Below are 13,810 nucleotides of genomic sequence, written 5' to 3' on the forward strand. Positions count from 1 at the left end.
CTTTCAGAGCCCTTGCATGTCGAGATCACTTGCGGCTGACGTCGCGATAGTCGACCTGACGGTGGAATTCGTAGGTGTAGCCCTCGATCGACGAGGCCATCACAGCGTCCTGGTTCGGCTGCCACAGCGGAATCTGAGGCATCTCGCTGAAATGGATCGCATTGAGCTTGCGGCCGGCTTCCTCGTACTTGGCCTTGTCGGGCTCGAAGCGCGCTTCCTGCGCGATAGTCGCCAGCTCCGGATTGTTGATCGAGCTGTAGTTCCAGCGCTGATTGCCGGTGTAGAAGTTGCGGTAGAAGTAATCGGTCGAGGGCAGCCAGGCGACGATGCCTTCCGTGAACAAGGGCAGCTTCTTCTCGTTGATCTGCGTCGACATCTGCGCGTCCGGCAGCTTCTGGATGTCGACCTTGATCCCGATCTTGGCAAGCGATTCCTTCACGAGAGCAGCCATCGGCTCCGCGGTCGAGGCCTGGCCGACATTGAAGCTGAAGGTGGTCGAAAAACCCTCCGGGAGACCGGCAGCTTTCAGATATTCACGGGCCTTGTCGAGATCGGTCTTCACCGGTGCCTGGAACGGATAGATGCCGTTCAGCGGCTTGCCATCAGGCCAAGTCGCACCGAACAGCGGAGCTCCGCGGCCGAACAGGGCAGCCTTGAACATGTCCTCATAGGGCAACGCGAACGCGACGGCGCGGCGCACGTTGACGTTGTCGAAGGGCGGGATCTGATTGTTCATCGAGACGAAGGTGATCGAATTATATTGCGGCGTCGAGATCACCTTGAGCTTGCCCTTGGCCTCGAGCGACTGCACGTCGCTGGCCTGGAGATCGACGACGAGATCGGCGTCGCCGCGCTCGACAAGGTTGGCGCGGGTCGCGGGCTCCGGCACGGACTGCACGATCACGCGCTTGAAAAACGCCGGCTTGTCGGGCGAGCCGCGGTTCCAATCCTCGTTGCGCTTGATGATCACCTGCTCGCCGGGCTTGAAGCTCTCGATGACATAGGCACCGCTGCCGGCGGTGTGCTCCTTCAGCCAGGCGGTGGCCCAGGGATCTTCCGGGGTCGCGTGCTCCTTGGCGACCTTCGAGTTGATGATCAGCGGGTAGACCGTGGCGAGATTCGGTAGCGCGAGCTTATCAGGCTTCGGCAGCGTCACTTCGATCGTGAGGGGATCGATCACCTTGAACTGGTCGGCCGACGTCAACGATCCCGTCAGCAATTGTGCCTTGCCGAGGATCGGCGCGGTGACGCAGCGATCGAGCGACCATTTGACGTCCTCGGCGGTCACGGGCGAGCCGTCCTGGAACTTGGCATCCTTGCGCAGACGGAACGTCAGCTTCAGTCCGTCCGGACTGACGTCGTAGGATTCGGCGAGCTCGCCGGTAATCTTGTCGAGATCGAACACCCATTTGCCGTTGAGCTGCTTGCGGCCGAACGCCACCAGGCGGTCGTAGGTGCTCATGCTCAGCGCGAAGGATTCGCGCGTCGAGCCCGGGATGTTGGGATCGAGCGTGTTGACGGATGCTCCGGTGACATAGCGCAACGTCTCGGCCCTGGTCTGCGCTTGCGAGGGCGCGGTGGCGACGAGCAACAACGCGGTGGTGGCGAGCACGGAGGATGCCGACCTGAAAGACACAAAACGCATTCGTTTTCCCCAAAAATTTTCGACAAGAACGCCGACAGGACAGGTTAAGAAAGAAGCAAGTTGCGCGCCAGTCTCATGATGCGCTCTTGTGGACGCTTTGTCGCGGCGGCGCATGGACGATCATCGCGATTCCTCCATTTTTCGCGCCGGCCGCGTGACCATGGCCTGCGGCACGTCATAGGCGCGGAGCGAGGCCCAGTGTCGTTCGATATCGGCGCGGAACAGGCCGCGCGTCAGGCCATTGACCAGCTTCGGCACTGCGGTGGTCATCGCGTTGATCGATGATCCCGACGGACCAAAACTCATGGTGGAGGCGATGGCGAAGAGATGGATATTCGAGATCCACGGCGTTTCGCCCGCGACACGTTCGGTGAAGGCGTAATCGTCGGCGAGATAGGGAAAGCGGCCGAGTCGCGCGCTGCGTTCGCTCTCCGGGGGCTCGTAGCGGTCGGCCCAGGTTGCGATATTGCCGGCAAATGTGCGCAGCTCGCCACGTCCGGAAAAATCCATGTCGATGCCGGTGCCGCAGATGACGAAATCCGCTGCGATGACGCCGCGCGGCGTCTGCAATTCGATGCCCTGGCCGGTCTGGCGCGCGGCCTCAAGCGGCGCGCCCTCGTGCAATGTGAAATTGGCATGGCGCGCGCAGCGATCATAGGTCGGCTGCGGAAAGCCTTCGCGCATGTCGAGGATGGTGCGCATGAAGCGCCAGCGCCAGGCATCGTCGAGATCGCTGAGATGGCGGAGGAAGCCGCGAAAAGTCAGCCAGCGATAGGGCTGGATCAGCTGGATCTGCGCCCGACGACACAGCAGATGCACCTCCGCCGCGCCAGCCTCGAGCGCGGTCGCCGCATTGTCGAAAGCGGATGCGCCGGCGCCGATCACGGCGACACACTTGCCGCGAAGGGTTTCGAAGTCGATATCATCGGCGACGGTTGCGACCGAGCCGCCCGGCAGGTCGCGCAACGGCTCGGGGACCATCCAGTTCCCCATTCCCTCCTGCCCGGTCGCCAGCACGATCTTGCGCGCATGGAGCGTCTCGATACCGCCGCCACGTTTCACGCGTGCGGCGAGCAAATCACCCGCCGCTGGCCGGATTTCCAGAAGCTCGCTCCCGTTGCTCACGGGCAAGCCGATCGTGCGCCGTAGCCAGAGCAGATACTCAGCCCAGTGCTCTCTCAGGATCAGGTTCAGCGTCTGCCAGCTCACCTTGCCGAAACGGGCCTCATGCCAGGACTGGTAGGTCAGGCTCGGAAGATCGAGGTCGGGTCCTGTATAATCTTTCGGGCTGCGCAGCGTCGGCATGCGGGCATAGGTGAGCCAAGGGCCTTCCATCCCCTCCTCGGCCTTGTCCAGCAGCAGGATGTTGCCGACGCGGGAGCGCATCAGGCCGAAGCCGATGGCGATGCCAGATTGGCCGGCGCCGATCACGAGTACATCCAGCGCCGGCTTGCCGTCCGGCCCCGCCTTCGGTTCGAGCCAGGCGGCACGGGGATGCGCGATCCGCGCGAGATCGGCGCGAACGTTCACTTCCAGCTCTGTCAGCGCATCACTCATGCCGCGAGCCAGCCTCCGTCGACCACCATCACGGTGCCGGTCGTAAATGAGGACGCATCGCTGGCGAGATGCAGCGCGGCCTGCGCGATCTCCTCGGCCTGGCCGAATCGTTTCATGGCATGGCGGTTGCGGGAGGTTTCGCGCACCTCCTCCGCATTGGCGTGTCGAGCAAAGCTGCGGCGAAGCATCGGCGTGTCGATCGCACCGGGCGCAATCGCGTTGACGCGAATGCCGTCGGTCGCGAAGTCCACGGCCATGGTCCGGGTCAGGCTGACGATCGCGCCCTTGGCGGCGATATAGGCGCTGTTGCCCTTGCCGCCGGCAATCGCAAGCTGCGACGCCAGCGTGATGATCGAACCGCTCTTCTGCCGCTGCATCTGCGGTACGGCCGCCCGCGCCCATAGCCAGGTGCCGCCCACATTGGTGCGGAACACCGCATCCCAGTCGGCGGGGTCCGTTGTCAACACGGTGCCACCACAGGAGAAGCCAGCGGCAGTCATCAAGATGTCGAGCCGACCGTGTCGCGCCATGACCTCTCCGACGACGGTCTCGGCAAAGCTGGCATCGCCGACGTCACCGACATGCGCCGTCGCTCCGCCCACAAGGCTCAGCGTTTCCTGAAGGCCTGCGGCATCGCGGTCGACCAGAGCGAGATGCGCGCCCTCCTCTGCAAACAGCTTCGCGCTGGCGCGGCCGATACCCGAACCCGCGCCCGTAATGATGGCCGTGCGCCCTTGCAGCCGCATCTCAGATCCACTCCTTGTGCTGCGTCAACCAGGCGCTCATCGCAGCCGCCGACTCGGCGCAGCCGAACCTCGCCCGCCAGCCGAATTCATCCGCCATCCGATTCACCGACAGCGGCGCGCGATAGGCCCCATGCAGCTTGATGACGGTTTTCTCGCCGGGCGCCGCGAGCCGGCATTGCAGGCCGGGATGCAACGCTGCATAGGCCTCGCCCCATTGCAGCGCAGGCCAAAGCCCTCCGCGGGAGATGTTGTAGAGCCGGTGACGCGGCCGCTCGGCTTCGATCAGCAGTGCGACGGCCTCGGCCGCATCCGGCGCGTAGATCCAGTCCCGCATGCCCACTTCGGGCATGACCGCCGGCTCGCCGCGAGCGAATGCCGCCAGAATCTGGAACTGGAGGCTTGGCGTGTCGCGTACGGAGCTCGGTCGCTCCCACGGGCCGAACAGGGCGCTCAGCCGTACACTCAGGAAATCGCCGCCGAAGAGCTCGGCATGACGCGCAACCGATCGCTCCGAGGTGAACTTGCTGATGGCGTAGAACGAGACCGGATCGCAAGGCGTTTCCTCGTCGAGAATCTCGACCCGCGCACCCGTGGCGCCGTAGGCCGATGCCGAGGAGAGATTGACGACCCGGCGCACGCCATGACGGATCGCGGAGAGCAGGATCGGGATCTGGGCCATCACGTTGATCTCGAGAACGCGCGCGGTCGATGCTCTCTCCAATTCGTCACCGGCGGTGATCGCAGCTCCAAGCACGATCGCATCAACGCCTTCGGCGATGAGGGCATCGATGGCATCTGCGTCGGTGATATCGCCCTGCACGGCTTTGAGTCGGGCGCCGTAGTCGGCAAGAGACCGCCGCGCGGATGGCGGCAACTCTGCACGGTCATACAGCGTCACTTCGTGCCCACGCGCCAGCAGCGCCTCCGCAACATTGAGGCCGACAAAGCCGGTGCCGCCGAAGATGACGATCTTCATCGCGCGCGATCCGCCGTCACAGCAGTTTTGCCCCGAAACTCCGCTCCGGATCCATGTCGGCGACGAGCCGTCCCGTCGGCTTGGCCGCCTCGCCCCCGCTGCGTGCCAGGAACTGGCCGCTGCCGGCGCTCGCGAGGCACTTGTTGCCGTCGATGATCACCCGGCCACGCGACAGAACTGACACGGGCCAGCCCTTCAGCTTGCGCCCTGCAAACGGCGTATAGCCGGTGAGATCGTGCATCATCTCATCGGCGATCTCGACCGCGCGATTGGGATCCCAGATTGCGATATCGGCATCGGCGCCGACCGCGATCGAGCCCTTGCGCGGATGCAGATTGTAGATCTTGGCCGGCGCGGTCGACGTCAGCTCGACGAACTTTTCCAGGCCCAGCCGTCCTTTCGACACCATCGCGTCGAACAGCAGCGGCAGGCGCAGCTCCAGCCCCGGCAGGCCGTTCGCGACCTGCTTGAAATTGGGATTTGGACCGGCTCGCAGCTTGCCGCTCTCGTCGTAACGATAAGGCGCGTGATCCGACGAGATGGTCTGGAGATCGCCGAGCGACAGCGCCTGCCACAGCGCCTCCTGATCGGCATGCGTCCGCGGCGGCGGACTGCACATCCACTTGGCGCCCTCGGCACCCGGCTTGTCGAGATCGGCGGCGGTCAGGAACAGATATTGCGGACAGGTCTCGGCAAACACCTTCAACCCCTGCCCGCGCGAGTCGCGGATGACCTTGGCGCCCTCGGCGGTCGAGACGTGGAAGATCATGATCGGCTGGTCGATCAGCGCCGCCATGCCGATCAGCCGGGTAAAGGCCTCCGCCTCCGACACGCGGGCGTGGCTGACGGCGTGATATTTCGGCATCGTGTAGCCGCGCGCGAGCAGCCGCTTCACCATCCAGGCGATGATGCCGTGGTTTTCGGCATGGGCGCACAGCATCGCGCCGGACTGGCGCGCGGCAAGTAGGATGTCCAGCAGCGGCTCGTCGTCGACCTTGAGCCGGTCATAGGTCATGAAAATCTTGATCGAGGCGTGGCCCTGCTTCACCAGCGCCGGAATGTGCTCCTCGACCGTTTCCCTGGTCGCGTCGGCGATGATCATGTGAAAGGCGTAGTCGATCACCGCCCCCTTCTTCGCCAGCGCGTGATAATCCTCCACCACTTGCGGCAGCTTCATGCCGACGTGCTGCGCGGCAAACGGGATCACCGTGGTCGTACCGCCAAAGGCGGCCGAGACGGTCGCGCTCTCGAACGTGTCGGCATTCATGATGCCGGCAGCGGACAACTGCTCGATATGGGCGTGGCTGTCGACGCCGCCTGGCAGCACCAGCTTGCCGCGGGCGTCAATCTCGCGCTTCGCGGACGGAAGCCCGCGGCCGATCGCGGCGATGGTTTCGCCGGAGATGGCAACGTCGGCTTCAAAGACGTCGGTCGTCGTCGCGACGCGCCCACCGCGAATGATCAGGTCGTAAGTGGGTTCAGTCATGAGGCACTCCATGATAGGCTCAAGCCAAGTGATCGAAATTTTGCAGGAAGACCAGTATGTCCCGACCGCGCATCCTCGTCATCAATCCGAACTCCAACCCTGCGGTCACGCAGGGGCTGGAGGACGCGCTGAAGCCGCTCGGTTTCGAGGGCGGGCCGGAGGTGGTCTGCCAGACGCTGGCCGAGGGTCCGTTCGGCATTGAGAGCCAGGCCGATGTCGATGGCGTCGCCATGCCGCTGCGCCGGCTGGTCGAGGGCGACAACAGCTCGGCTGCCTTTGTCATCGCCTGCTACAGCGATCCCGGGCTCCAGGTCTGTCGCGAAGGCACCGACCGCCCCGTGTTCGGCATCGCCGAATGCGGCGTGCTGACCGCGCTGGCCCGCGCCGAAACCTTTGGCGTCATCGCGATCGCCCAGCGCTCGATCCCGCGTCACATGCGCTATCTCAGGCAGATGGGACTGACCGAACGCCTCGCCGGCGAGCGGCCGCTCAACATGAGCGTCGCGGAAACCGCCTCGGGCGAAGGCACGCTGGCCAGGATGATCGACGTCGGCCGCGCGCTGCGCGACGAGGACGGCGCCCGTGCCATCGTGATGGGCTGCGCCGGCATGGCCCGCCATCGCCGGCCCCTCGAAGACGCGCTCGGCATTGCCGTGATCGACCCGACACAGGCGGCGGTCACCATGGCGCTGGGTAGCGTGCAGTTCTCGAACCACTAGGCGTCCTTCAGCTCTTTGGCGCCCTGCCGCGCGAGCCATTGCGCGTGACTCTCGCGGACAAGCGCAAACGTATCCCTCTGCGTCGTGTAGAGATTGCCGAACATGCGACCGATCGGCCGGTAGGCGTCGAGGTCGACATACATATTGGCCTCGTCGACGAGGCCCTCGCGGGCGTGAACCCGGAGGACCTCGCCGACCAGCAGTTCGCGATCGGGCGAGAAGGTCAGCGCGACATGGCGCCGGCATTCGAGCGCAAAGGGTGCCGCGGCGAGGCGCGGCACCTTCACGTCTACAGAGGGAAGCGTCGCCAGCCCTGCCGCGGCGACCTCGCTGTCACCGGACGGGAAATCGACCGCGCAGTCATTCATCGCCGCGGAGAGCGCCTCATCAACCATGTGAACGACGAACTCGCCGTCGCGATGGATGTTGCGGGTGGTGTCCTTCGGGCTGTGATCCGGCTTGTGCTGGAGACCGAGCACGATCAGCGCCGGACTCTCCGAAAACACGTTGAAGAAGCTGAACGGCGCGGCGTTGACCGCCCCGTTGGCATCGAGCGTCGTCACCAGCGCAATCGGCCGCGGCACCACCACGCCGCAGAGCAGCTTGTAGCGGTCGCGCGGATCGAGCTCGCGCAAGGATATGCCGGATGTGCTCTGGCCAGTCATCGACGTCACGTCTCCGGCGGCGGCACCGCGCCGGTACGGCTGGTGATCAGGCCGTAATGCTCGGTGCGGCGGTGCTGCGCGAAATTGAAGATCGTGGTCTTGCCGAAGGTGGTGGCATCGAGGTCGCAAGGATGGACCAGCAGTTCGTCCTCCTCCGTCTTCGCTTCGGCGACGATTTCGCCATTGGGATCGACGATCAGGCTGCCGCCGAACAGCGGGTGTCCGTCCTCGTTACCGGCCTTGGCCACCGCGACGACCCAGGTCGCGTTCTGATAGGCGCCGGCCTGCGCCGAGAGGCGGTTGTGGAAAAGGCGTTTCTCGACGCCCTCATCGCTCCTCTCCGCATTAACGGACGGCGTGTTGTAGCCGATCAGCACCATCTCGACGCCTTGCAAGCCCATGACGCGATAGGTCTCGGGCCAACGCCGGTCGTTGCAGATGGCCATGCCAATGATGCCGCCGAGCTCGCGCCAGACATTGAAGCCGAGATCACCCGGCTCGAAATAGCGCTTCTCCAGATGCTGGTGCGAGCGCTTCGTGTCGTATTCCACATGGCCCGGCAGATGGATCTTTCGATATTTGCCGACGATCTTGCCGGATTTGTCGGTGAGAACAGCAGTGTTGAAATGATGCCCGTCCGGCGTCAGCTCCGCATAGCCGAAATTCATCGCCATCTGGTGCTGCGCCGCGCGCTCGAACAGCGGTTTCGTCGCCGCGTTCGGCATCTCGCGCTCGAACCAATTGTCGAACTCAGCCCGGTCCTCCGCATACCAGCGCGGGAAGAAGGTCGTGAGCGCCAGTTCCGGATAGACGATCAGGTCGGCGCCCTTGCTTTTGGCCTCATCCATCAGCGCGATCATGCGCTTGACCACGGCCTCGCGGCTGTCGGCTTTCTGGATCGGGCCCATCTGGGCGGCGGCAACATTGACGATACGCATCAGCGAATTCCTGGTGATGTCTTGTGTGAAGATAAAGTTTCAATCACGTGCCGGCGCGAGCAGCATAACGCAGCATCGCCCGGACTTTCCAGCCTGTGCCTGCCGATCGGCACAGTGTGCGTTGCACGATCTAACCTCATGTCTGCTCGTCATCCGCAACATCGAGACCGTGGTCGAGTGCATCCAGAAGCTGCCCGGCCTCATGCTCGGAGATCACCAGTGGCGGCGCGAGGAACAGCGAAGTCTGCTCGCCGCTGGTCCCGATCACGGCGCCCGCCTCCAGCGCCCGTTCCGCGACGCGCGAGGCGATCGGCACCTCGGTGGTGTCGGCGTGCCAAGAGCGCCAGTCCGGCCCGTGCAGCTCCACGGTCCAGTGCAGCCCCTGCCCCGCCACGCGCCGCACGCTCGGATGTTTCTGCGCGATGGCGAGAAGGCGGCGGGTGAAAAGCTTTTCGAGGCCCCTCACGTGCTCCAAAATCTTGTCATCGTTGACGACCTTCAGATAGGCGCTGACGGCAGCCATGCTGATGGGATGCCCGCGCAGCGTGCCGTAATTCTGCCAGCTCGTGCCCTTGAGCCGTTCGACGATGTCTTTCGATACCACGACCGCGGCAACCGCCGCCGCGCCGCCACCGAGCGATTTTCCGAGTGTCACGATGTCAGGACGGCTTTCGGCGCCCTGGAAGGCGAACCAGCGCCCGGCGCGGCCGGCGCCGGTCACCACTTCGTCGGCGATCCAGTAGGAGCCAGCCTGCCGCGCGCACCGCGCCACCTCGTCCTGATACGCGCCGTCGTAGTAGATGCCGCCTTGGGTGTAGTCGATGATCGTCGCTGCGGTATCCGAAAGCAGGCGCGTGGCATCGGCCAGATATTCGCTGGGGGGAGCATTGTTGGCCGGCGCGCCGTAGATCGCGCCCTGCGGCGCCGGCAATATCCGCACCGGCGCCATCGGCGCCGGCAGCTTTGAGCCGCCTGAGTGCACCGCAAGGCCGCCATGCCATTGCGGCTGCACCGTCATGCTGCGCGACAGGCCCGTAATGCCGTGATAGGCGCGTTCGCGCGTCGCCAGCGCGGACCGCTGCGTCAACGCCTGGCACAGCGACAGCGCCATGTCGTTGGCCTCGCTGCCGCTGATGCAGAAGCGCACCGCGCCGACCCAATCCTCTTCGCCTCTGAACGCGGTGGCCATCAAATCGTCAGCGGCCTGCTCACGGCCGACCCAGGTCCACCCCTCGTTCACGACGGGCGTATCCGCGGCGCGGCGGATCGCCTCCACCATCGCGGAATGACGATGTCCGAGGCCGCCGCCGGTGTTGCTGCCGTCGATGAGCTTGCGACCATCCGACAGATGGAAATAAACGCCCTCGCCGCCGACCACGGCCATGGGCGCGCTGTCGCCGGCATTCAGCCCGGTTCGCAACAATCTACTCATCGCAATCCCTTCATTGCGCAGCCTCGACGCCGTAGCCACCGCCGCCGCACGTCTCGATCGTGACGAGATCGCCTTGCTGCAGCACCAGGTTCGACTTGCCGTCGATCGCGACGTTCGCGCCCTGCCGGATCAGCGAGATGCGGCAGGCCTTGCCGGGTTCGCCGCCCTGCATGCCGAACGGCGCCATCACCATGCGCTCGATGCAGGTGGTCAGATGCATCGACGGCGCCAGGATGCGATAGCTACGAATGACGCCGTCCCCGCCGCGATGGGCGCCCGTGCCGCCGGACTGCCGGCGAATGGCCTGCTGCTCGATTTGGATCGCGTAATTCGCCTCGATCACCTCGACCGGTGTGTTCGAGGTGTTGGACAGATGCACCCGCGTTGCCGAGATGCCGGCCCGATCATGCCGCGCGCCCTCGCCACCGCCGTGGACCTCGTAGAGCATCTTCCATGAACCGTTCTGTTGCGGCTCGGCGAAGAACAGGACACCCGCCGTGGTCGCCCCACCGGCCGACAGACGTTCGGGAATGGTGTGCTGCATGGCGCGGAAGATCGCATCGACGATGCGCATCGAGGTCTCGTGATTGCCGGCCGCAACCGAGGCATTCCACCCCGGCTCCAGGATCGAGCCCGGGCGCGTGACGATGGTCAGCGGCCGCAACGCGCCCGCGTTCTGGTTCATGTCGCGCCCGCTCATGATGCGCGCGGCATAGGCCACCGCCGAACGCGCCATGAACGGCGTCGTGTTGCAGAAATTCGAGACGCGGTCGCAGCTTCCCGAGAGGTCGAAGGTAGCTTCGTCGCCTGCAATGGTGATCTTGACATGAATGCGCGCGGGCGCGTCATCGACGCCGCCGTCGTCCAGATAATCCTCGCCCTCGTAGACGCCATCAGGCAGATCGCGCAACGCCTCGCGCATCTCGATTTCGGAGAGATCGTGCAGGCGCGACTGCGCCGCCGTGAAGACCGCCTTGCCGTGCTCGCGGCAGAGCTCGACGATGCGCTTCTCACCGGCTTTCGTTGCGGCGATCTGAGCGAGAAGATCGCCCTCGCAGGATTCGGGATCCCGAACATTGGCCTTGAGCAGCTGCACGATCGGCGTATTGACGCCGGCCGCCGTGGCGATCAGAACCGGCGGAATGCGCATCGCCTCCTGGAAGGTGTCGATGGCTTTCGCAAAATAGCTGCCGGGCCAGGTGCCGCCGATATCGGGCCAATGCGCGAGGCTGACCGCGAACGCCACGATCTCGCCATCGACGAAGACGGGCCGCACGACCTTGACGTCGTTGAGATGATTGCCGCCGAGCGGGCCCACATTGTAGATCAGTGCGTCGCCGTCGTTCAGGCTGTCGCGCGACACCACCTTCAGCAATTCGAGGACCGTGTAGGCCATCGCGCCGAGATGGATCGGGATGTCGCGCCCCTGCCCGACCAGGTCGCCGCGGCCGTCCGTCATCGCCGACGAGAGGTCACCGGCCTCGCGCAGCAGCGGCGAGCGCGCCGAGCGTGTCATCACCAGGCTCATCTCCTCGGCCGCGGCCGAGAGCCCGTGCCTGATGACCTCGACGACGAACGGATCGAGCTTCATGCGGTCCCCCGCGTCAGGAACAGATTGCCTGAAACATCCGGCCGCGCCTGCCAGCCGGGCGGGACCACCACGGTCGACCATGCATCTTCAATGATCGCCGGGCCGCTGACGATTTCGGTCAGCGAGGCACGGTCGATGATGCTTGTGGCGATGTCGTGAAAGCCATCGAACGAGCAGATGCGCTCGCCTTTGGAGACCGTTCTGACCGCGATGGCCGGCCGGCTCACGACGGTCGTCGATGGACGGCGTGCCTGCACCCGCACGGATTCGATGACGCAGCTCTCGCCCGTCGCATAGCCGAACAGCTCGTGGTGCCGGGCCAGAAAGTCCTTCTTCAGCGTGATGACGTCGAGCGGTCGCGCGAACGGCACCGGAATGGCGTCGTTCTGCGCCGCGTAGCGCATCAAGGCCACCAGTTCGACCTGAATCGCGGTCGTGGCCACGCCGTTGGCGACGAGCGGCGCCGAGGCATCGTCAATCAGCACCCCGATCCGCTCCGACACACGGGCGAGGTCGATGCCGTCAAGCGCCGCGCGCAGGGTCTGCTGCTGGAGGAAGCTGAAATCGGCGGTGAGACAGCCCAGCGCCGAGAACGCGCTCGATGCGCTGGGAACGACGACCTCGGCGATCCCGTAGAGATCGGCAAGGCCCGCCGCGTGCATCGGGCCACCACCGCCAAAGGCGAGCAGCGTGCAGTCGCGCCCGTCGATGCCGCGCTCCACGGTGACGCGGCGGAGCGCACGCGCCATTGTCGCATTCGCGACCTTGATGATGCCGAGCGCGGTTTCGGTCAGGCTCAGCCCCAAGGCGCGCGCGAACGGCGCGATGACATCAGTCGCTGCCTGGATGTCGATTCCGATCCGGTCGCCAAGCCTGGTTTCGGGATTGAGATAACCAAGCACGGCGTTGGCGTCGGTGATGGTCGGCTCGGTACCGCCGCGGCCGTAGCAGGCCGGTCCCGGCTCGGAGCCGGCGCTTTCCGGTCCGACGGTCAGGCCACCGGGACCATGGCGCACGATCGATCCGCCGCCCGCTCCGATGGAATGAACCGCAAGCATCGGCTGACGCAGCGGCTTGTCACCGAGCATGCGGCCGTCGGTCATCTCGGCCTGGCCGTCGACGATCAGGCAGACGTCGGTCGTGGTGCCGCCCATGTCGAACGTCAGCATGCGCGATGTGCCGAGCTGACGCGCGATGCTGACCGATGCCGCGACGCCGGCCGCCGGACCCGACATCGCCATCACCAGCGGCCGCCGCTTCACGGCCGAGATCGGGACCATGGCGCCGGCCGAATGAAACACCTGCAGGCCGGGGCCGATCGGCAGCCGCTGCTCCAGCTCGCTGAGATATTCCACCGCGATCGGCATGGCAGCCGCGTTGAACACGGTTGCCGAAGTCCGCTCGTATTCGCGCGCCTCGGGATTGACCTCGTGCGACAGCGAGACGTGGGCAACGACGCCCTTGAGCCGCTCGCCGAGCACCTTCTCGTGCACCGGATTGGCGTAGGCATGAAGCAGCGCGACCGCGACGCTCTGCACGCCGGTTGTTTTCAGCCACGCCACCAGGCGCTCGATCTCCGCCTCATCCAGCGCCTTCAGTACCTGCCCCTCGTGGTCGAGGCGCTCGGCAAGCCCAAAACATCGTTCCGGCGGCACCAGCGGCGGCGATTTCGGCGGGATGTCGAGACGGTAGAGATCGCGGCGGCGATAGCGCGCGATCTCCAGCACGTCGGCAAAGCCTTCGGTCGCGACCAGCGCCACTTTCGGCAGCCGTCCCTCGACGATTGCGTTGGTCACACGCGTGGTGCCGTGGACGAAGCGCTTGACCTCGCTCTTGCGCAGGCCCACCGCCTCGATCGCCTCCAGCATCGCCTGAACTGGAGCCTGCGGGCGCGACGGCACTTTCGCGATCCGCGCCTCCGCGGGGGAGTGTCGGATCGCGATGATATCGGTGAAGGTGCCGCCGATATCGGTGCCGACTTCCCAGTGATTTTCGTCAGCGCTCATGTGTGGGTCAGCTGCGGACGACATTCGAACCGGAGGGCGGGTGGTTCCC

At 65.3% G+C, this 13,810-nt stretch carries 11 protein-coding genes; 1 reads left to right on the plus strand and 10 read right to left on the minus strand.

The window, feature by feature from the left end; all coding sequences use genetic code 11:
* Positions 1-25 precede the first annotated feature (25 nt).
* The 5 genes from IVB40_RS23705 to hydA form a co-directional block, all read right to left on the minus strand.
* Positions 26-1,645: an ABC transporter substrate-binding protein gene (locus IVB40_RS23705; RefSeq protein ID WP_247433265.1), complete on the minus strand. Its 1,620-nt coding sequence runs from the start codon at positions 1,643-1,645 to the stop codon at positions 26-28.
* A gap of 120 nt (positions 1,646-1,765) precedes the next feature.
* Complete coding sequence (locus tag IVB40_RS23710) at positions 1,766-3,202, minus strand: NAD(P)/FAD-dependent oxidoreductase (RefSeq protein ID WP_247816492.1); 1,437 nt, start codon at positions 3,200-3,202, stop codon at positions 1,766-1,768.
* The gene (locus tag IVB40_RS23715) at positions 3,199-3,948 is read right to left on the minus strand and encodes an SDR family oxidoreductase (RefSeq protein WP_247816493.1); all 750 of its coding nucleotides are present in this window, start codon (positions 3,946-3,948) and stop codon (positions 3,199-3,201) included. Before IVB40_RS23715 ends, IVB40_RS23710 begins: the two co-directional genes overlap by 4 nt.
* A 1-nt stretch (position 3,949) precedes the next feature.
* A complete protein-coding gene (locus IVB40_RS23720) occupies positions 3,950-4,924 on the minus strand; it encodes an NAD(P)-dependent oxidoreductase (RefSeq protein ID WP_247816494.1) in 975 nt (324 codons plus the stop codon).
* Positions 4,925-4,940: 16 nt separating this feature from the next.
* The gene (gene hydA / locus IVB40_RS23725; RefSeq protein WP_247816495.1) at positions 4,941-6,410 is read right to left on the minus strand and encodes a dihydropyrimidinase; all 1,470 of its coding nucleotides are present in this window, start codon (positions 6,408-6,410) and stop codon (positions 4,941-4,943) included.
* Positions 6,411-6,466: 56 nt separating this feature from the next.
* Here hydA and IVB40_RS23730 point away from each other — a divergent pair, with 56 nt between their 5' ends.
* The gene (locus IVB40_RS23730; RefSeq protein WP_247289033.1) at positions 6,467-7,129 is read left to right on the plus strand and encodes an aspartate/glutamate racemase family protein; all 663 of its coding nucleotides are present in this window, start codon (positions 6,467-6,469) and stop codon (positions 7,127-7,129) included.
* Here the strand turns inward: IVB40_RS23730 and IVB40_RS23735 are convergent.
* The 5 genes from IVB40_RS23735 to IVB40_RS23755 form a co-directional block, all read right to left on the minus strand.
* Positions 7,126-7,794, minus strand: a complete 669-nt coding sequence (locus IVB40_RS23735) for a flavin reductase family protein (protein ID WP_247289032.1) — start codon at positions 7,792-7,794, stop codon at positions 7,126-7,128. The genes IVB40_RS23730 and IVB40_RS23735 overlap by 4 nt on opposite strands.
* A 5-nt stretch (positions 7,795-7,799) precedes the next feature.
* Positions 7,800-8,732 carry an N-carbamoyl-D-amino-acid hydrolase gene (locus IVB40_RS23740; RefSeq protein WP_247289031.1) on the minus strand — a complete coding sequence of 311 codons (933 nt, stop codon included), beginning with the start codon at positions 8,730-8,732 and terminating at the stop codon, positions 7,800-7,802.
* A 136-nt stretch (positions 8,733-8,868) separates the two neighbouring features.
* The gene (locus IVB40_RS23745) at positions 8,869-10,164 is read right to left on the minus strand and encodes an aminotransferase class III-fold pyridoxal phosphate-dependent enzyme (protein ID WP_247433244.1); all 1,296 of its coding nucleotides are present in this window, start codon (positions 10,162-10,164) and stop codon (positions 8,869-8,871) included.
* Positions 10,165-10,174: 10 nt separating this feature from the next.
* Entirely contained in the window at positions 10,175-11,755 is a 1,581-nt protein-coding gene (locus IVB40_RS23750; RefSeq protein ID WP_247816496.1) for a hydantoinase B/oxoprolinase family protein, read from the minus strand.
* The gene (locus IVB40_RS23755) at positions 11,752-13,761 is read right to left on the minus strand and encodes a hydantoinase/oxoprolinase family protein (RefSeq protein WP_247816497.1); all 2,010 of its coding nucleotides are present in this window, start codon (positions 13,759-13,761) and stop codon (positions 11,752-11,754) included. The genes IVB40_RS23750 and IVB40_RS23755 overlap by 4 nt, the downstream gene beginning before the upstream one ends.
* Positions 13,762-13,810 lie beyond the last annotated feature (49 nt).

Source organism: Bradyrhizobium sp. 40 (assembly GCF_023100925.1).
Lineage (GTDB): Bacteria > Pseudomonadota > Alphaproteobacteria > Rhizobiales > Xanthobacteraceae > Bradyrhizobium.